Here is an 18,057-nt window from a genome sequence, read left to right as displayed (position 1 = left end):
TGACAACGATGGCGATGGTCTGCCTCACAGCTCGCATTTGTAGAGTGAAACAGTAAAAAAGCAAGAGCCCGGCGGTTTTTCTGCATCGGTCCACGACCTGTCAAGGCACCGATCAGGGTAATTTCCTTCAATACAGCCGTGGAGCGCGAGCACTACCTTGGCGCTGTCATTTCGATAGCCAAGAGGGTAGGAGCATGAGCGTTTTGATTTCCATGGCGACGTTTGCACTGGCGTCGTCAATCACGCCGGGGCCGGTGAATATCGTGGCGCTGAGCGCCGGGGTGCGCTTTGGCCTGCGCGCCAGCCTGCGCCACGTGCTGGGCGCCACCCTGGGTTTCACCCTGTTACTGGTGCTGATCGGCTTCGGTCTGAACGAGACCCTGCAGCAATGGCCGTTCCTGACCCGCCTGATTCAATGGGCCGGGGTCGTGTTCCTGTTGTATATGGCGTTCAGGCTGGCCGGCGATGAGGGTCGCCTGAGCATCGAACAGGCCCAGGCCCGCCCGACCTTCATGCAGGGCGCGCTGATGCAGTGGCTCAACCCCAAGGCCTGGCTGGCGTCGATTGCCGGCATGGGGGTGTTCGTCGCCGACGGTCAGCCGCGGTTGATCTGGCAATTCGCGGCCATCTACCTGGTGGTCTGCTACCTGTCACTGGCCTGCTGGGCCGTGGCCGGCGCCCGCCTGAGCCAGTACCTGCAAAGCGCCACCCGGGTGCGGCTGTTCAACCGGGTCATGGCGTTGCTGCTGGTGGCGTGTGCGTTGTACTTGCTGGTGGGGTAGAGGCGGTACACCCGGTCAAGGTCAAAATGCTCTTGGGGGAGGAGCCTCCCACAATCTGGTGTCAGGCCCGAAATCCAGGGCAACATCAATCCGGTGGGAGGCGGCTTGCCGGCGATGAGGCCAGCAAGACCAACACACCTGCTGCGCCTGTCCCATCGCCATCGCCAGCAGAGCTGCCTCCCACAGTCCGATGCCAGGCCTGAAATCCAGGGCTGCATCAACCCTGTGGGAGGCGGCTTGCCGGCGATGAGGCCGGTACAGCCGACAGACAGGCAGCGCTTGTAAACCCGTCATTGCCAGACAGTTGCTGCCTCCCACAGTGTGCCAGGCACTGTATCAGGGTGCAGATCAGCCCGGTGCCAGGCCCGAGATCGCGTTGTACTGGTTGGTGGCTCAGAGGCGGTACTGACCCGGGGTAGCGGCCAGGTGCTTCTTGAACTCGCGCTGCAGATGCGCCTGGTCGGCAAACCCGGTGTCGCAGGCAACGTCGGCGATCAGCCGGCCTTCCCTGAGCTGCCGATGCGCCTGCTGGATCCGCCGGTTGAGCAGATAGGCGTGTGGCGTCATGTGGTAGCGCTGCTCGAAGGCCCGGATCAGGTACGACGGCGACAGGTGTACCGCCTGGCAGATGTCGTCCAGGCGAATCGCCTGGCTGAAGTGGGTATCGATGTAGTCGGCTGCCTGCTCGATGCGCGGTGCAGGCTTGTCGTTCAGCGCTGTCGCGCTGCCAAGCAAACGCTGCATCAGGGCAAAGAACGCCACCGCCGTACAGTGCTTGTGCAACACACTGGCGTCGGCGTCGATCAAGATGGCATAGAGTTCGAGCAGGCCATCGAACAGGGCCCGGTCATGGCTGTGCGAGGGTGCCAGCGGCTGGAAAGACGCTGATCCTTCGTGCTCGTGCTGCAGGGTGGCCAGCCACGTGGGGTCGACGTACAGCATGATGTACGACCAGGGCTGGTCGTCGATGGGGTTGCAGGCATGCACCTGGCCGGGGTTCATCAGCACCACGGTGCCTTCGCCAATGCGCAGCGTGGACTTTTCCAGCAGGTAGGTGCTGCAGCCGGAGGTGATCGCGCCAATCGAAAACACCGTATGCGAGTGGCGCGAATAGCACACCTGCCGGCCATCCTCGACCGAACGGGCCTCGATGAATGGCAGCTCGGCATCGCGCCAGAAGAACGGCCGGGTGGCGGGGCGAGGGGCGGTGGCGTTGCTCATGTCCGGGTCCTTGGTCGATGCCGCGTGTTGTCTTGCACCGGTCAGCGAATGAAATGCACCTTGCCGCTGTCGTCGTTGCCGATGTAGATACCGTACACCCCGGCCTGGCGTTCGCAGATGTAGCGTTCCAGAATCTGCCGGATGGCAGGGTAGTAGATGCTGTCCCATGGAATGTCTTCAGGGGCGAAGAAGCGGTAATCCATCGTTTCGGGACCATATTGCCCGGTGATCTCCAAGGCCTGGGCGCGAAAGATGATGTACACCTCGCTGATTTTAGGCACGCTGAAGATCGAATAGGGCGAGACGATCTCGGCGCGCACGCCGGTTTCTTCCCAGACCTCACGCAGGGCCGCCTGTTCGGTGGTCTCGCCGCCTTCCATGAAGCCGGCCGGCAAGGTCCAGGTGCCGGGGCGCGGCGGGATGGCGCGCTGGCACAGCAGGTACTTGCCGTCCTGCTCGATGATGCAGCCGGCAATGATCTTCGGGTTGATGTAGTGGATGTACGCGCAGGCGCCGCACATCAGGCGTTCATGGGTGTCGCCGTCCGGGGTGCGGTGGGCGAGATCCTGGCTGCCGCATTGCGGGCAGTAACACGGCAGCGGCATGTCAGTGACCTATGCGTGGGTCTTTGAGTGCGACGGGGGCCACGATGTCGCGCGGCTGGGTGCCGTCATCCTGTTTTGATCGCAGGTATTCCAGCGCCACGCGTGCAGCGTTGCGCACGTGATCGACCGAGGCCTGGTGCGCGGCCTGCGGGTCGCCGCTCTTGATCGCCTCGACCATGCGTTCCATTTCCTGGTTGCTGGCGCCGCGGCGGTTTTCCTGGGACACCGAGGTGGCGCGCAGGTAGCTGATGCGGGCCTGCAACTGGCGCAGCTGGGTGGCCGCCACATGGTTGCCCGAACCTTCGAGCAATACGTCGTAGAAGCCCTGTACCGAGTCGATCACCTGTTGCAGTTCGCCTTCCTTGAGCGCCTGGCGGTTTTCTTCAAGGGCATTTTCCAGTGCCTTGATGTCCTTGGGCTTGGCGCGCAGGGTAAACAACTGCACGATCATGCCCTCGAGCACACAGCGCAACTCGTAGATATCACAGGCATCGGCCAGGGTGATGATCGCCACGCGCGGGCCCTTGGCATCGGCAAATTCCACCAGACCTTCCGATTCCAGATGGCGCAAGGCTTCGCGTACCGAGGTACGGCTGACCCCGAGGCGGTCGCACAGGTCGCGCTCGACCAGGCGGTCGCCCGGCAACAGCTGGAAATTCATGATCGCGCTGCGCAGTTTGTCCAACACGATTTCCCGCAGGGTAACGGGGTTGCGGTTGACCTTGAAGGTGTCGTCGAGGGGCAGGCGTTTCATCGGTTCGGCTCGGAGTGGGGTTGACTGCAGGCCAGGGGTCGGTTCGTGGCACGAACACTCATATCCGCAGGCAGCCAGGGGTGGACTGGGCTTATGCAAAGGCCCGGGCACCCTCGGGGCGCCCGGGCCGTTGCCGAGTTTATCACGCACTTGCCCCGAACCAACAAGCGCCCTCATGTCGGGGCGCCTGTCCCGGCCGGTCCTTACACCATCGCCGGCAGGGCGCCCAGCTTGCCGCGATGATAGATCATCGGGGTGGCGGGTGTTTCCGGCAGGATCAGGTTCTTCACGGCGCCGACGATGATGGCATGGTCGCCGCCGTCGTATTCGCGCCACAACTCGCACTCGATGATCGCCGTGGCCTTGGCCAGCAGCGGGTTGCCCAGCTCGCTCAGGGTGAACTCGATACCCTTGGCCTTATCCTTGCCCTTGCCGGCAAAGGCGTAGGCTTCGGCGGTCTGCTCGGCCGACAGCAGGTGAATGGCAAAGCGCTTGCTGTCGCGCAGGATCGGGTAGGTGTCCGATGCGTAGTTGGGGCAGAACAGCACCAACGCCGGATCGATGGACAGGGCACTGAAGGCGCTGGCGGTAATACCGACCAGGTTGCCTTCCGGGTCCAGGGTCGTGACGATGGTCACGCCCGAGGGAAAGGAGCCCATGACTTCTTTGTAGATACCGGGTTCGATCATTGCTGCACTCTCGGTTAACGCATCACGAAAGGGTCGGGCATCGGGGCTTGCGAGAGGTTGATCCACACCGTTTTCAGTTCGGTATAGGCCAGCACCGAATCGATGCCGCTCTCGCGGCCGTAGCCACTGTTCTTGAAGCCGCCGATCGGTGCCATGGCTGACACCGCGCGGTAGGTGTTGACCCAGATGATACCGGAACGCACGTCGCGAGCGAGCCGGTGTGCACGGCCAAGGTCACGGGTCCAGATTCCGGCTGCCAGGCCGAACTGTGAGTCGTTGGCGATCGCCAGCGCCTCGGCCTCGTCCTTGAAGCGGATGACCGACGCCACCGGGCCGAAGACTTCTTCCTGCATGATCTTCATCGAGTTGCTGTCGCACTCGAACAGGGTCGGCTCGTAGAACCAGCCGGCTTCGGCGATTTGCGGGCGCTTGCCACCCAGGCGCAGGCGCGCGCCTTCGGCCAGGGCGTCGGCCACCAGGCCTTCGACCACCGCCAGTTGCTGGGCAGTGGCCATCGGGCCCATCTCGGTGTCTTCGGCCTGCGGGCTGCCGATGCGGATGCGTTTGGCCCGCTCGACCAGGCGCTCGACGAACTCATCGAAGATCTCGTCCTGCACCAGCAGGCGGGAACCGGCCACGCAGCTCTGGCCGGACGCGGCATAGATGCCGGCGACCACGCCATTGACGGCGCTGTCCAGGTCGGCGTCGGCAAAAATGATGTTCGGCGACTTGCCGCCCAGCTCCAGCGACAGCTTGGCGAAGTTCTCGGCGCTGCTGCGCACCACGTGGCGGGCCGTGGCCGCGCCGCCGGTAAAGGCAATCTTGCGGATCAGCGGGTGGCGGGTCAGGGCGGCGCCGGTGGTCGGGCCGTAGCCGGTGACCACGTTGACCACGCCGGCCGGAAAGCCCGCTTCCAGGGCCAGGCGCGCCAGCTCCAGAATGGTCGCCGAGGCGTGTTCGGACGGCTTGAGCACGATGGTGTTGCCGGCCGCCAAGGCCGGGGCCAGCTTGATCGCGGTCAGGTACAGCGGGCTGTTCCAGGGAATGATCCCGGCCACCACGCCCATCGGTTCGTGCACGGTATAGGCAAACAGGTCGGGCTTGTCCAGCGGCAGGGTGCCGCCTTCGATCTTGTCGGCCAGGCCTGCGGTGTAGTGAAAGAATTCCGGCAGGTAGCCGACCTGGCCGCGGGTCTCGCGGATCAGCTTGCCGTTGTCACGGCTTTCGAGCTGGGCCAGGTGTTCCTTGTTTTCAGCAATCAGGTCACCCAGGCGACGCAGCAGCTTGCCCCGTGCGGTGGCGGTCAGGCCGCGCCAGGCCGGGCTTTCGAAGGCTTTCTGGGCGGACTGCACAGCGCGCTCGACATCGGCTTCGTCGGCATCGGGCAGTTGTGCCCAAGGCTCGGCCAGTGCCGGGTTGAGGCTGTCGAAAGTCTTGCCGGAAAGGGCATCGACCCATTGGCCGTCGATGCACATCTGGAAACGGGTGAGGCTCATGCAACGTCCCCTTTGATCGGATTGTGTAAGACGGCGGACTTGTCGAGGAAATCCAGCAACACCTGATTGACCAGGCGCGGCGACTCGACCGGCATCATATGCCGTTGCTCGGGCAGGATCGCCACTTCCGCGCCCTTGATGCGCATGGCCAGTTGACGGGCCATGTCAGGCGTCGAGCCGGGGTCCAGTTCGCCGGTGGCGATCAGGGTCGGGGCATCGATGCTGCCCAGGTCCTCGGCACGGTACATGTCTTGTGTGGCAAACAGTTTATAGGTGGTCAGGTAACCCTGCGGATCGTTGCTGGCCAGGTGTTGGCGCAGCGCTTCGATCTGCGCCGGGTTGGCCGCCTGGTATTCGCGGCTGAACCAGCGCGACAGCGCGGCACCGGCGTTGGCATCCGGGCCGTGTTCGGCGGCCTGGCTGGTGCGTGCGACCACTCCGGCGCGCTGTTCGGCGGTGCGGTTGAACACGCTGTTGAGAATCACCAGCCCCGCCAGGCGCTGCGGATAGTGCAGCGCAAAGGCGCGCGCCACCAGGCCGCCCATGGAAAAGCCGATCACCGTGGCGTGGGGCACGCCCAGGTGGTCGAGCAGTTCCAGCAACTGAGCCGCGTAGCCTGGCAGGCCGGCGTCCGGGTCCGGACGCGGGCTGGCGCCATGGCCGAGCATGTCATAGGCAATGACCCGGTAGTGCGGTGCCAGACCGACGATCTGGCCGCCCCACATCTCTTTGTTCAGTCCCACCCCGTGAATCAACACCACAGGATGGCCATGGCCGGTTTCCAGGTAACTGGTGCCGGCCGGGGTGCGTTCAGCGGTGAGCTGAATCATGGATTGCTCCTGCACAGTCTTTTTATGGGCGTTCTTGTATGGGCGCGGGCGTGGATCACTGACCGGCTTTTTCAGCCGCCAGTTCTTCCAGGTCGATATAGCGGTTGCCGATGCGCGGGTGCAGGCGACCCCCGTTGGCAGCCCCCAGGACCACGACGATTTCGTCGGCACGAGGCGCGTCTTCGATCTGCATTTCCAGGGTGATGTAGTGCGAACGCAGGCCTTCGTCGTCCTTGTTCATCATCGGGATCTGGATCGAGGTGCCCGGGCCGCCGCGCTTGTTGGTGAAGCTCAGGTAGCTCTTGGCCTTGACCGCTTCACGGTAATGGTTGCCAAAGCGCAGGGTGTGGATCACCGCCGAGGCGTGCTCGATCTCGCCATCGGCGCCGACCACAGCGGCCTTGCCATAGGCTTCGATCTTGTCGGCGCCACCGATGGCGGCGGTCAGGCGCTCGACCATCAAGGCACCGAGGTCGGAACACCAGGCACGGATTTCCGGCTTGAGGTCTTCAACAAAACCACGGCCGGCCCATGGGTTCTTGATCACGGCTGCCAGGCCAACCATGGTCACCGGCTTGTCGGTGGCCTTGCCGCCTTCGATCAGGGTTTCTTCGGTGTAGGTGACGATCTTGCGAATTTCAAAGCTCATGGGGACTCCCGGAAGGTGGTCTGTTGTATTTCGTATGATGGTATACCATAAGATCGGACGTGCAAGTGCTTTCTCTTATGAACACTGAAAAATCCCTCTGCACTTACCCTCATACGCCTGGCGTGAATCCAGGTCGGGCCCACTATCCGTTTTCGGCACAAATCTCCTGGTGCCTTGCTGCAGGGAACGAAACTTGCCTTGAGCCTTTCGATTACGTCGGGAGTGACAGGCGATGAACACCCTCAGCAGCACAGGCCTTGAACCTGTTTCCACCTCCAGTGACATTCTTCACCGGCGGGCATCCGACATCGATGAGCATGCCCATAACCTGTCTAACTGGCAGTTGCGCTACGACCAGCTCACCCCTGGACGCTTCGATGGCGAACTGACCGAATTGCGTTGCGGCTGGATGCAACTGGTCCGCGACCGCTCCAATCAGGCCATGATCAAGAGTGGCCAGGCCTGGAAAGGGGCGGTGGCCTTCAGCCTGCCACTGGCATCGCACGACGAGGTGTACTGCGCCGGGCACATCATTCGCACGCCCAGCCTGCTGGTCGCCCATGCCGAGGACTTGCCACAGATCCGCACGCCGGGGCCCATCGACCTGCTGTGCATGGCCGTTGATCGCCAGGCGCTTGAGAGCATGTTGCAGCGCCAGCACAGTGAATTCCGGATTACTGCGCTTCCCACCTGTTACCGCCTGGAGGAGGGCGGGTTACACATTGAGCTGCGCCAGTTGCTCGATGACCTGATGGCTTTCGACGCGGCGCACTCACCGCTCAAGCACGAATCCATTCGTCATGCCCTGCGCGATGCGATCATGCTGCAGCTGCTCGAGCAGGTCGCCCACGACCCCGAAACCCTCAATGCCACCGCCCGCAAGCGCATGGTCGACCGTGCCCAGGCGTACGCGCTCAGCCATCTTGACCAGCCCTTCTCGATGCTCGACCTGTGCAACAGCATCGGCGCCAGCCGGCGCAAGTTGCAGTATTGCTTCCAGGAAGCGTTGGGCATCAATCCGGTGGCCTATCTGCGTGCGGTGCGCCTCAATGCGGTGCGCCGCGAACTGCTGGCCGACCGGGCCGGCGCTTCGGTGCAGGCGGTGGCGGCGCGCTGGGGCTTCTGGCACCTGAGCCGCTTTTCCGGCGAATACCGGCAGCTGTTCGGCGAGTTGCCCTCGCAAACCCTGCGCCGCATCAACTGTGCTGAAAACGGATAACGGCACCCCGCCCACAGGTTTCAGGATGACCCCACCAACACGATGCAAAGGGGGCATCCGATGAAGCACGACAACAACTATAAGCTGGCGCTCTGTTCCACCTTGTTGCTGAGCCTGGGCGGCCTGGCCACCAGCACCCAGGCCACTGAAAACGGCGCACCGACCACCGCCGTGGGGGTCTACGATTTCAGCGCCGGCATGATGCCGCCGGTCACGCCCAATGGCACGGTGGGCCTGCGCACGGCCTGGTATTCGGCCAAGGTGCAAAAGGACCGTCACGGCCAGGACACCGGCAACGACTTCTCGCTCAGCGTGCTGTCACTGGGCCTGGCCTACATCCGCATGACCGACTACACGCTGTTCGGCGCCAACTACGGGTTTGGCGGGGTCGCACCGTTTTTCAAGATGGATGCCAGTCTGGGCGTCGATACGCCAGTGGGCCGACTGGACTTCGAGGCTGATCCGTTTCGGATGGGCGACCTGCAGGTTCTCCCGCTGATCCTGCAATGGAACCTGTCGCCGAACCTGTTCATCAATACCCAGTTCCAGATCCAGGCACCCACCGGCGACTATGACCGCAACCGCTTGGTGTCGCCGGGCCTGAATCACTGGACCTTTTCGCCGATCGTCAATGCCACCTGGATCAGCGACACCGGATTCGAGGTGTCGTCGAGCGTCGAGGTCGACATCAATACCCGCAACAAGGCCACCGACTATAAAAGCGGCGTCGAGTATCGCCACGAATTTGCCGTGGGCCAGCACTTCGGGCCGTGGACGGCCGGCATCGGTGGCTATTACTACCGCCAGCTCAGCGACGACGACGCACCGAACCTGACCACCGGCAATCGGGCCCGGGTCATGGCCGTGGGCCCTGCGCTGAGCTATTTCAAGCCGGGCCTGCCGCCGATCTGGCTGCACGCCTACAAGGAATTCGATGCCCGCAACCGTGCCGAGGGCTACACGGTCGGGCTGCGCATCTCCCACAGTTTCTGAGGACTAATCGATGACCACCTTGAACGAGGGCGGCCCACGGCTGGCCCGTGGGCGCCGCGAAGGCGTGGTGCTGATGCTCGGCAGCAGCCTGACCATCATGGGCGCGGTGATGATTGCACCCGTGTTGCCGCAGATCGGCGCCGAATTCGGCCCCACCACCGCGCATGCCGAGGTGCTGGTGCCGCTGGCAGTGACCGGACCGGCACTGGCGATTGCGCTGTTCGCACCCTTGGCCGGCTGGCTGGCCGACCGTGTCGGGCGCAAGAACCTGTTGATCATCGGCACGCTGCTGTATGCGCTGCTGGGATGCCTGCCGCTGCTGCTGGACGACTTGCGCCTCATTGTCGGCGTGCGGCTGTTGTTCGGCTGTGCCGAGGCGGCGGTGATGACCTGTTGTGCGGTGCTGATCGCCGACTATTGGCAGGGCGAGCAGCGCCTGCGCTACGTCAATCGCCAAGTGGTGACCATCAGCGTGGTGGGTGCGCTGTTTTTCGTCGCCGGCGGAGCCTTGGGCGAGCATTCCTGGCGCCTGCCGTTTGCGCTTTACCTGCTGCCGCTGCTGCTGGTGCCGTTGATGATGCGCTGGCTCTGGGAGCCGGATCGCCAGGCGCCACCGCCGGGCGCTGAAGCCGAAGGCCAGATGGCACTCGGGCGGGTGCTGCTGGGCTATGCGCTGGTGTTCAGCGGCATGCTGCTGGCCTTCGTGGTGCCGATCCAGACCCCGGGCCTGCTGGTGGCCCAAGGCGTGACGTCCAGTACCCTGATCGGTTTGTCGGCCGGGCTGGGGCTGCTGTCGACCCTGGTCGGCGCGCTGCTCTGGCCCCTGTTGCGCCGGCACCTTGGGGTCGCCGGTTGCAATGCGGCGCTGCTGGTGCTGATGAGTCTCGGCCTGGCCTTGCTGATGCAGGCGCACAGCTACAACGCGGTGCTGCTGGCGGTGTTCATCCATGGTGTGGGCGCCGGTCTGCTGGTGCCCAATGTCATGGCGTCGGTGATGAATGCCCTGACCACCCGCACCCGGGGTCGTGGGCTGGGCGGCTTTACCGCCTGCCTGTACCTGGGCCAGTTCATCAGCCCGGTGGTGGTGCTCGCCGTGGCCGCCCAGGCCGGCGGTGTGCCACAGGCGATCCTTTACCTGGCCATGGCCGGTTTCGCCCTGGCGCTGCTGTGCGCCGTAGTGGCGGTGCAACGTCGGCAGGCCGTGCCTGTCGCGGTTTCTCCCTTGAATAATCAGGAATGACGATCATGCAAGACATCCAGGCCCTGTTCGACCAGGAAGATGCCACTGCGCTGGCGGCCCGTGTGCGCAATGGCGACGTACACCCCGCTGAACTGCTGGAGGCGGCCATCGTGCGCCTTGAGCGGGTCGAGCCGCAGCTCAATGCCGTGGTCGAGCGCCTCTACGACCAGGCCCGCGAGGCGGCCGGGCAACCGCAGGCCCTGAACGGTGCGTTTGCCGGGGTGCCGACGCTGATCAAGGATCTGTTCTCGCCGCTGTCTGGCGCCTTGATGAGCAACGGCTCGCACGCCCTGGGCCTGGCGCGCCCGGACTTCGACAGCGAACTGGTCGCCCGGTTGCGGCGCAGCGGCTGCCTGCTGATGGGCACCAGCGCCTCGCCGGAATTCGGCACCTCGTATACCACCGAATCAGACCGTTTCGGGGCCACGCGCAACCCCTGGAACCTTGGTCATAGCAGCGGCGGCTCCAGCGGTGGCGCAGCGGCCCTGGTGGCGGCACGGGTGGTGCCATTTGCCCACGGCAACGACGGCGGCGGTTCGCTACGCGTACCGGCCTCGTGTTGTGGCGTGTTCGGCTTCAAGCCCAGCCGTGGCTTGCTGCCGTCCGGGCCGATGGTCGGTGAGGGCTGGGCCGGCATGGGTACCGGTCACGCCATCACCCTGAGCGTGCGCGACAGTGCGGCCTTGCTCGACGCCACTGCCGGCATCGATCTGGGCGCACCCTATGCCGCCCCCCTGGCTGCCCAGCCTTACCGGCTGGCAACACTGGACGACCCGGTGCCGCTGCGCATCGCGCTGGTCGAGCAGGTCGGCCCATGGCCGGTGTCGGCACAAAGCCGTGCGGCCCTGCATGACGCCGCGCAATTGTGCGAAGCACTGGGGCATCGGGTGGTGCCTGAGCGCTTGCCGGTGGTGTTGCCGGAGTTTCTTGATCAGGTGTTCACCATCATCGGCGCCAGCACGCGCAATTACCTCGATGTGCTGGGGCAGATGCGCGGCGCCCCGGTCAGCGAGTCCGAAGTCGAAGCCCGCACAAGGATCATCCTGCGCGACAAAGGCCAGGTCAGCGGCGCGCAGTACGCGGCGGCGGTGGAGTGGATGCATGCCTTTGGCCGGCGCATGGCGGTGTTCATGCAGGACTACGACATCATCCTCACCCCGACCCTGGCGCACCTGCCGCCAGCCATCGGCGAGCTGGGTGTGCAGGACGACAGTTGGTCGCTGAGGCAATTGATTGAACATTTCCATAGCTATTCGCCATACACCGCGCTGTGCAACGCCAGCGGCCAGCCGGCGATGTCCGTGCCGCTGCACTGGAGCCCCGAAGGGCTGCCACTGGGCGCGCACTTCATCGGCCGCTTCGGCGAGGACGCCTTGCTGATGGCCCTGGCCGCCCAACTGGAACGTGCCCGGCCATGGCAGGGCAGGGTGCCGCCGGTGAATGCGCAGGGCCTGTAAAACCCCTGACACCCCACCATCGCCACGACTCCCTGGTAGGAGCGCGCTTGCCCGCGACCGGCTGCGTCAGCAGTCGTAAAATTGCGGCGTTTCGCAGATTTTGAGTGTGTTCACAGCTGTAAATCTGTGGCGCTGCATCAATTTTGCGAGCGCTGCGCACTCGGTCGCGGGCAAGCGCGCTCCTACTGCCGGTCACGCGCGCAACCGGTGGTTACTTCGGCTTGCGCCGCAATACCGTCAGCACCCAGACAAAGAAGATCGGCACCAGCACCACCCCCAGCAGGGTGGCGCTGAGCATGCCGCCGATCACCCCGGTGCCCAGCGCGCGCTGGCTGGCAGCACCGGCGCCGGTGGCCAGGGTCAGGGGCACCACGCCGAGAATGAACGCCAGCGAGGTCATCACGATGGGCCGGAAGCGCAGGCGTGCCGCTTCCAGGGCGGCTTCGCGCAGTGGCGTGCCCTGTTCCCACAGCTCCTTGGCAAACTCGACGATCAGGATGGCGTTTTTCGCCGCCAGTCCGATGATGGTGATCAGCCCGACCTTGAAATACACATCGTTGGGCATGCCCACCGCCGTGACTGCCAGCACCGCGCCCAGCGCACCGACCGGCACGATCAGCAGCACCACCAGCGGGATCGCCCAGCTTTCATACAGCGCCACCATCAGCAGGAACACCACCAGCAAGGCCAGCGCAAACAGCGTGGTCGCCTGGCCACTGGCAATCCGCTCCTGATACGACAGGCCGGTCCACTCATAGCCGATGCCGGCCGGCATCTGCGCAATGATGCGCTCCAGTTCGGCCATGGTCTCGCCGGTGCTGACACCCGGCGCGGCGTCGCCGGCAATGCGGATCGACGGATAGCCGTTGTAGCGGGCGATCTGCACCGGGCCTTCTTCCCAGCGCGTGGTGATGAACGCCCCCAACGGCACCGGCGTCCCTTCGTTGTTGGGCACGAACAGCTTGAGCACGCTTTCGGGCGTCATGCGCGAGGCGGACTCGGCCTGCACCACCACCCGTTGCTGACGCCCGGCATTGGCAAAGTCGCTGATCACCGCCGAGCCAAAGGCCGTCGACAGCGCATTGCTGATCGACTCGAAACTCACCCCCAGGGTGCGGGCCTTGTCGCGGTCGATGTCCAGGCGCAATTGCGGCGCTTCGGCCAGGCCCTCCATCATCGCGTAGAGAAACAGCGGGTTGCCATTGGCCTGGCCCAGCAACTGATCACGGGCCTTGAGCAATGCCTCGCGGCCCAGGCCGCCGCGGTCTTGCAGGCGCAGCGAGAAACCACCCGAGGTGCCCAGCCCGTCGATCGGCGGCGGGGTCACGGCCATGACTGTGCCGTCGCTAATGCTGGCGAACGCCTGGTTGAAGGCCGCTGCTTCATCGCCGGCCGACTGGCCGTCACCGCGCACCGACCAATCCTTGAGAGTCGGGAAGGCGAGGGCAGCGTTTTCGCCCATGCCCGAGAAGCTGAAGCCCAGGATCATGGTCACCGCTTCAGTGGCCTCGCGGTTGACCAGCCATTGCTCCAGCTGTCGGGTGGTGGCGTCGGTGCGGGCCCGGGTGGCGCCCGGAGGTAACTGCACATCGACGATGGTGTAGCCCTGGTCCTCGATGGGGACGAAGGATTCCGGCAGGCGCAGGTAGAAGAACCCCAGCAGCGCGACAATGCCGACGTAGATCAGCATGTAGCGGCCGGTGCGCTTGAGCAGGCTTGAATTGAGCCGCTCATAGCGTTGCGTCAGGCGCCCGAACAGCCGGTTGAACCCGCCAAAGAAGCCGGTCTTTTCATGGTGCCCTTCGGGGATCGGCTTGAGCAGCGTGGCGCACAGCGCCGGGGTGAAGGTCAGGGCCAGGAAACCCGAGAACAGGATCGACACCGCCAGCGACAACGAGAACTGCTGGTAGATAACACCCACCGAGCCGCCCATGAATGCCAGTGGCAAAAACACTGCCGACAGCACCAGGGTAATGCCCAGGATCGCCCCGGACACCTGGCCCATCGCCTTGACCGTGGCCGCGGGCGGCGACAGGCCTTCCTCGGCCATGATCCGCTCGACGTTCTCGACCACCACGATGGCGTCGTCGACCAGGATACCGATGGCCAGCACCATGCCGAACATGGTCATCATGTTCACCGAGAAACCCAGCAGGTACATGATCGCCAGCGTACCGGCCAGGCACACCGGCACCACGATGCTGGGGATCAGGGTGTAGCGGATGTTCTGCAAAAACAGGAACATCACCACGAACACCAGCGCCATGGCCTCGATCAGGGTGTAGATCACCTTGTCGATGGCCACATCGACGAACCGCGAAGTGTCGTAGGGGACGGAGAACTCCACGTCGTCCGGGAAATTCACCGACAGCTCCTGCAGCCGTTGCTTGACCGCCTCGGCGGTGGCAATGGCGTTGGCGCCCGGCGACAGTTGCACGGCACCGGCCACGGCCAGCTTGCCATTCAGGCGCGCATCGAAGTTGTAGTCCTGGCTGCCGACCGCCAGGCGCGCGACGTCGCCCAGGGTGACATTGGAGCCGTCCTGGTTGGCGCGCAGCACAATGCGGGCAAACTCTTCGGGGTTGTCCAGCGTGCCCTTGACCGCCAGCACGCCGGTCAGCTCCTGCCCGCTGGCGCCCGGGGTGCTGCCGAAACTGCCGGCCGGTACCTGGATGTTCTGCGCGCGGATGGCGGCGGTCACATCGGCCAGCGACAGGCCGTAGCCGACCAGCTTCTGCGGGTCGATCCACACGCGCATGGCGGCTTCAGAGGCAAAGAACTGCAGCTTGCCGACGCCAGGGACCCGGCGCAGTTCGTTGTTGACGTTGCGTGCGGCGTAATCGGCCAGCGCCACGGTATTGCGTCCTTCGGCCTCGCCTTTGTAGCTCAGGGCGTAGATCAGCAGAAAGCCGGAACTGGCCTGCTCGACCCCCAGCCCCTGGGTCAGTACGGGCTGGGGCAAGCGCGCCTCGGCCTTCTTGATGCGGTTCTGCACCTCGACCTGGGCCAGGTCCGGGTCGGTGCCGGGCTGGAAGCTCACGTTGATCTCGGCAATGCCGTTGGCGTTGCTGGTCGACTCGAAATACAGCATCGCCTTGGCGCCGTTGAGCTCCTCTTCAATGACGCTGGTCACCGAGTCGACCAGCACTTGCGCCGAGGCGCCGGGGTAGCTGGCGCTGATGGTGATCTGCGGCGGTGCGACCACCGGGTATTGCGCCACCGGCAGTTGCGGCAGGGCGATCAGACCGGCGAGCAGGATGAACAAGGCAACGACCCAGGCAAAGTTGGGCCGTTTGATGAAAAACTGTGACATGGACGTTCCTCGAGGTCGGCCTTACTGGGCGCTGGACGGCTGGGGGGCAGCAGCGTTCTGGGGCTGCGCGGCCTTGGCCACCACCTTGTCGCCGGGGTTCAGGCCGGTCATGGCGCCGTGGATGACCTGTTCGCCGGCACTCAGGCCTTCAAGGATCTGCCAGCGCGACGCCTGCATGACACCGGTCTTCACCGGGCGGGCCTGAACGGTGCCGTCCGTGCCGATCACCAGCACCTTGGCATTGCCGTCGCTGCCGCGCTGCACGGCGCGCTGTGGCACCAGGATCGCTTCGTTACTGACGCTTTGCGGGGTTTGTACGCGCACGTACATGCCGGGCAGCAGCAGGCCGTCGGGGTTGCCGAAGCGAGCACGCAGGGCCACCTGGCCGGTGCTGCGCTCGACGTCGACATCGGTGAACAACAAGGTGCCGCGGCGCTTATAGTCGGTGCCCTCGACGCTCAGGGTCAGGGCATCTTCACCGCCCTTGGGCAGGCGCCCGTCCTGCATGGCAGCGCGCATGCGCAAGGCATCGGCCACCGGTTGGGTGAAGTCGACATGCACCGGGTCCAGTTGCTGGATGGTGGCCAGCAGCGTGGTCTCGTTCTGGCCGACCAGTGCGCCCTCGGTCACCGAGGCGCGGCCGATGCGCCCGGAAATCGGCGCATTGACCGTGGCATAGCCCAGGTTCAGCCGGGCGGTTTCGACATCGGCCTGTGCCGCACGGCGCGCGGCCACGGCATTGAGCTGGGTGGCCTTGGCGGTGTCGTAGGCCTGCTGGCTGACCGCTTCGATCTTGACCAGCGGTTCATAGCGCTTGAGCGTGGCCTGGGCTTCGGCCAGGGTGGCTTCGGTGCGCGCCAGATCGCCCTGGGCCTTGGACAGGGCGGCCTTGAACGGCGCCGGATCAATCTGGAACAACACCTGGCCGGCCTTGACGTCGCTGCCTTCGGTGAAGTTGCGGCTCAGCACGATCCCGGCCACCCGCGCCCTGACTTGCGCCACCCGCACCGGTTCGACCCGGCCTGGCAGCTCACTGATGACGGTAAACGACTCGGGCTTGACGGTCAGGGCTTCGACTTCTCTGGGGGCCGCTGCACCTTGGGGGCCGGCTGGCGGTTGTTTTTCACAGCCGGTCAGGCCCAGCAGGGCCACCAGCGCGATCACCGAAGCGACGCGCTTTTTGTGCATGTTGTTCATTACATCCCCGGGGGCAAGGCCCGTCAGTGCCTGAAAGCCGGCAATGATCTGGTTTTGTTTGATCTGAGTCAATATTGACTCATATGAAGCATTTGTGTGCAATTGTGTAAGGCTCGTTGAATGTGTAGGCTTTTTCTGCAAAATGTCGCCCATGCTGTTCAGCCGAGTGAAAGAACCGCCCCATGGATTTACCCGCCGCCGATGCAAAATTCCTCAAGGCCCTGGCCATTGCCGTGGTTGATCACCAGAGCGGTACGTTCAAGGACATCGCCGAAGCTGCCGGCGTCAGTAAGGCCACCCTCAATCGCTTTTGCGGCACCCGCGCCAACCTGATCGACATGCTGCATGACCACAGCACCACGCAGATGAACCAGATCATCCAGGATGCCGACCTGCTGCAGGCTCCCGTCCTGGACGCCTTGCAGAACCTGATCGACGGGCACCTGGCGAACCGCGAAATGCTGCTGTTCATGATGGCCGAGTGGCACCCGGACTGCTTGCTCGAGGACGCCGAGGAGCGCCGTTGGCAGTCATACTCCGACGCAATGGACGCCTTCTTTCTGCGTGGCCAGCATGAGGGCATCTTTCGCATCGACCTCAGCGCGGCCATGCTCACCGAAGTGTTTGCCTCGCTGATGTTCGGCCTGGTCGAATCGCAGCGTCGCGGCCGGGTGGCGCGTGCGGCAATGCCTGGCTTGCTGCGCCAGTTTTTCCTGGACGGTGCCAGCCGGCGTTGACACTCAGTCCTCGTTGTCCTCTTCATGCCTGAGCGCCGCCCGGTCGGCCAGTTCGCCCAGCGTCTCTTGCACCACCGAGGCATTGGCGCGGATCGCACCCAGATGCTGCTGGATCTGTGCCAGTGTCTGCGGGTCGTTCTGGCGGTCGATCCACAAGGCGATTTCCTCGACGGCGCCGACCAGCGCCGCATTGTTTTCGACCAGCCGGTCCAACAGCGTGACCAACGGATCGTTCGGCAGGTTCTCGGACATGGCAGTGACTCCCTGTTGTTTCCAGACAGCCTAGCAAAGGATCGGCATTTGCCTGGCCAAAAGCTGGCGCTTTGCAAAGAACGCGCCCGTGTGCCATTTTGCCGCACAGGGCTGTGAGTGCGCCGGGCCTTGGCTTGCCGCACGGTCAGGCCGGGGCCGCCTGCAATGGCGGTGTTCGCCCAGGCTGGGCAATGGTAAATTCGCCGCCATGAAATTCGTCCGCACTCACCGCGCCCTCGTGGCCTGCACGCTGACCGGCCTGGTGCTGTTCAGCGCGGTGCTGTGCAGCCTGGGTCACGGGCGGATGCTGGCGACGTTCATGCCCGCGCCGGCGCTGGAAATCTGCGGCGACACCACCACCGCGACGGTGGCCGCGCAACGCCAGGCCGACGCCGGGCATCACCCATTGCCCGGTGGCCACGGGCTGATCATGCAACTGGCGCTGTTCGACTGCGCCTTTGCCGGCAAGCTGGGCACGGCGCTGATCTCGTTCGCCACGGTGGGCTGGTGGCTGCGGCGGCTGTTCAGCCGCGTGCCCCTGCACGAGCGCCTTGACTGGCGGCCCGGCCGACACACCTCACCAGGCAGAGTCGCCCAGGCCCCCTGAGCGCCAGGCAGAGTCG

Annotated in this window: 17 protein-coding genes; 7 read left to right on the top strand and 10 right to left on the bottom strand. The window is 64.6% G+C overall.

Features of this window, described 5'->3' with window-relative positions; genetic code table 11:
• Positions 1 to 194 precede the first annotated feature (194 nt).
• Complete coding sequence (locus tag ASF84_RS16480; protein WP_056839883.1) at positions 195 to 782, top strand: LysE family translocator; 588 nt, start codon at positions 195 to 197, stop codon at positions 780 to 782.
• Positions 783 to 1,175: 393 nt separating this feature from the next.
• Here ASF84_RS16480 and ASF84_RS16475 read toward each other — a convergent pair whose 3' ends face one another.
• From ASF84_RS16475 to ASF84_RS16445, 7 genes are all read right to left on the bottom strand, one after another.
• On the bottom strand, positions 1,176 to 2,003 hold the full coding sequence (locus ASF84_RS16475) for an AraC family transcriptional regulator (protein ID WP_056839882.1): 828 nt from the start codon (positions 2,001 to 2,003) through the stop codon (positions 1,176 to 1,178).
• Positions 2,004 to 2,044: 41 nt separating this feature from the next.
• Positions 2,045 to 2,608, bottom strand: a complete 564-nt coding sequence (locus ASF84_RS16470) for an NUDIX hydrolase (RefSeq protein WP_056839881.1) — start codon at positions 2,606 to 2,608, stop codon at positions 2,045 to 2,047.
• 1 nt (position 2,609) lies between these two features.
• On the bottom strand, positions 2,610 to 3,362 hold the full coding sequence (locus ASF84_RS16465) for a GntR family transcriptional regulator (protein ID WP_056839880.1): 753 nt from the start codon (positions 3,360 to 3,362) through the stop codon (positions 2,610 to 2,612).
• A gap of 203 nt (positions 3,363 to 3,565) precedes the next feature.
• Positions 3,566 to 4,051 carry a flavin reductase family protein gene (locus ASF84_RS16460; RefSeq protein ID WP_056839879.1) on the bottom strand — a complete coding sequence of 162 codons (486 nt, stop codon included), beginning with the start codon at positions 4,049 to 4,051 and terminating at the stop codon, positions 3,566 to 3,568.
• A gap of 14 nt (positions 4,052 to 4,065) precedes the next feature.
• Positions 4,066 to 5,547 (bottom strand): aldehyde dehydrogenase, encoded by a 1,482-nt coding sequence (locus tag ASF84_RS16455; protein WP_056839878.1) that lies wholly within the window; start codon positions 5,545 to 5,547, stop codon positions 4,066 to 4,068.
• The gene (locus ASF84_RS16450; RefSeq protein WP_056839877.1) at positions 5,544 to 6,377 is read right to left on the bottom strand and encodes an alpha/beta fold hydrolase; all 834 of its coding nucleotides are present in this window, start codon (positions 6,375 to 6,377) and stop codon (positions 5,544 to 5,546) included. The genes ASF84_RS16455 and ASF84_RS16450 overlap by 4 nt, the downstream gene beginning before the upstream one ends.
• Before the next feature lie 55 nt (positions 6,378 to 6,432).
• Positions 6,433 to 7,026 carry an amino acid synthesis family protein gene (locus tag ASF84_RS16445; RefSeq protein WP_056839876.1) on the bottom strand — a complete coding sequence of 198 codons (594 nt, stop codon included), beginning with the start codon at positions 7,024 to 7,026 and terminating at the stop codon, positions 6,433 to 6,435.
• 232 nt (positions 7,027 to 7,258) lie between these two features.
• Between ASF84_RS16445 and ASF84_RS16440 the strand changes: the two genes are divergently transcribed.
• The 4 genes from ASF84_RS16440 to ASF84_RS16425 are packed head-to-tail and all read left to right on the top strand — an operon-like array spanning position 7,259 to position 11,935.
• On the top strand, positions 7,259 to 8,245 hold the full coding sequence (locus tag ASF84_RS16440; RefSeq protein ID WP_056839875.1) for a helix-turn-helix domain-containing protein: 987 nt from the start codon (positions 7,259 to 7,261) through the stop codon (positions 8,243 to 8,245).
• Positions 8,246 to 8,305: 60 nt separating this feature from the next.
• Positions 8,306 to 9,238, top strand: coding sequence for a SphA family protein (locus ASF84_RS16435; RefSeq protein WP_056839874.1), 933 nt, complete (start codon positions 8,306 to 8,308; stop codon positions 9,236 to 9,238).
• Positions 9,239 to 9,248: 10 nt separating this feature from the next.
• A complete protein-coding gene (locus tag ASF84_RS16430) occupies positions 9,249 to 10,478 on the top strand; it encodes an MFS transporter (protein WP_056839873.1) in 1,230 nt (409 codons plus the stop codon).
• 5 nt (positions 10,479 to 10,483) lie between these two features.
• Positions 10,484 to 11,935, top strand: a complete 1,452-nt coding sequence (locus ASF84_RS16425) for an amidase (protein WP_056840178.1) — start codon at positions 10,484 to 10,486, stop codon at positions 11,933 to 11,935.
• 211 nt (positions 11,936 to 12,146) lie between these two features.
• Here ASF84_RS16425 and ASF84_RS16420 read toward each other — a convergent pair whose 3' ends face one another.
• Together ASF84_RS16420 and ASF84_RS16415 are read right to left on the bottom strand one after the other, a co-directional pair.
• Positions 12,147 to 15,248, bottom strand: a complete 3,102-nt coding sequence (locus ASF84_RS16420; RefSeq protein WP_056839872.1) for an efflux RND transporter permease subunit — start codon at positions 15,246 to 15,248, stop codon at positions 12,147 to 12,149.
• Between the two features lie 21 nt (positions 15,249 to 15,269).
• Positions 15,270 to 16,436, bottom strand: a complete 1,167-nt coding sequence (locus ASF84_RS16415) for an efflux RND transporter periplasmic adaptor subunit (protein ID WP_056840177.1) — start codon at positions 16,434 to 16,436, stop codon at positions 15,270 to 15,272.
• Between the two features lie 191 nt (positions 16,437 to 16,627).
• Between ASF84_RS16415 and ASF84_RS16410 the strand changes: the two genes are divergently transcribed.
• A complete protein-coding gene (locus tag ASF84_RS16410) occupies positions 16,628 to 17,182 on the top strand; it encodes a TetR/AcrR family transcriptional regulator (RefSeq protein WP_056839871.1) in 555 nt (184 codons plus the stop codon).
• 3 nt (positions 17,183 to 17,185) lie between these two features.
• On the opposite strand, the gene ASF84_RS16405 is transcribed toward ASF84_RS16410, so the two are convergent.
• Entirely contained in the window at positions 17,186 to 17,434 is a 249-nt protein-coding gene (locus ASF84_RS16405) for a hypothetical protein (protein WP_056839870.1), read from the bottom strand.
• Between the two features lie 208 nt (positions 17,435 to 17,642).
• Between ASF84_RS16405 and ASF84_RS16400 the strand changes: the two genes are divergently transcribed.
• On the top strand, positions 17,643 to 18,041 hold the full coding sequence (locus tag ASF84_RS16400; RefSeq protein WP_056839869.1) for a hypothetical protein: 399 nt from the start codon (positions 17,643 to 17,645) through the stop codon (positions 18,039 to 18,041).
• Positions 18,042 to 18,057: the final 16 nt, after the last annotated feature.

Origin of the sequence: Pseudomonas sp. Leaf127 (genome assembly GCF_001423155.1) — a bacterium.
GTDB lineage: Bacteria > Pseudomonadota > Gammaproteobacteria > Pseudomonadales > Pseudomonadaceae > Aquipseudomonas > Aquipseudomonas ovata.
This window is presented reverse-complemented; position numbering and strand designations above follow the sequence as displayed.

Coding starts and splice junctions, on each gene's coding strand:
- ASF84_RS16480 (WP_056839883.1), top strand. CDS start 195: ATGAGCGTTTTGATTTCCATGGCGACGTTTGCACTGGCGTCGTCAATC.
- ASF84_RS16475 (WP_056839882.1), bottom strand. CDS start 2,003: ATGAGCAACGCCACCGCCCCTCGCCCCGCCACCCGGCCGTTCTTCTGG.
- ASF84_RS16470 (WP_056839881.1), bottom strand. CDS start 2,608: ATGCCGCTGCCGTGTTACTGCCCGCAATGCGGCAGCCAGGATCTCGCC.
- ASF84_RS16465 (WP_056839880.1), bottom strand. CDS start 3,362: ATGAAACGCCTGCCCCTCGACGACACCTTCAAGGTCAACCGCAACCCC.
- ASF84_RS16460 (WP_056839879.1), bottom strand. CDS start 4,051: ATGATCGAACCCGGTATCTACAAAGAAGTCATGGGCTCCTTTCCCTCG.
- ASF84_RS16455 (WP_056839878.1), bottom strand. CDS start 5,547: ATGAGCCTCACCCGTTTCCAGATGTGCATCGACGGCCAATGGGTCGAT.
- ASF84_RS16450 (WP_056839877.1), bottom strand. CDS start 6,377: ATGATTCAGCTCACCGCTGAACGCACCCCGGCCGGCACCAGTTACCTG.
- ASF84_RS16445 (WP_056839876.1), bottom strand. CDS start 7,026: ATGAGCTTTGAAATTCGCAAGATCGTCACCTACACCGAAGAAACCCTG.
- ASF84_RS16440 (WP_056839875.1), top strand. CDS start 7,259: ATGAACACCCTCAGCAGCACAGGCCTTGAACCTGTTTCCACCTCCAGT.
- ASF84_RS16435 (WP_056839874.1), top strand. CDS start 8,306: ATGAAGCACGACAACAACTATAAGCTGGCGCTCTGTTCCACCTTGTTG.
- ASF84_RS16430 (WP_056839873.1), top strand. CDS start 9,249: ATGACCACCTTGAACGAGGGCGGCCCACGGCTGGCCCGTGGGCGCCGC.
- ASF84_RS16425 (WP_056840178.1), top strand. CDS start 10,484: ATGCAAGACATCCAGGCCCTGTTCGACCAGGAAGATGCCACTGCGCTG.
- ASF84_RS16420 (WP_056839872.1), bottom strand. CDS start 15,248: ATGTCACAGTTTTTCATCAAACGGCCCAACTTTGCCTGGGTCGTTGCC.
- ASF84_RS16415 (WP_056840177.1), bottom strand. CDS start 16,436: ATGCACAAAAAGCGCGTCGCTTCGGTGATCGCGCTGGTGGCCCTGCTG.
- ASF84_RS16410 (WP_056839871.1), top strand. CDS start 16,628: ATGGATTTACCCGCCGCCGATGCAAAATTCCTCAAGGCCCTGGCCATT.
- ASF84_RS16405 (WP_056839870.1), bottom strand. CDS start 17,434: ATGTCCGAGAACCTGCCGAACGATCCGTTGGTCACGCTGTTGGACCGG.
- ASF84_RS16400 (WP_056839869.1), top strand. CDS start 17,643: ATGAAATTCGTCCGCACTCACCGCGCCCTCGTGGCCTGCACGCTGACC.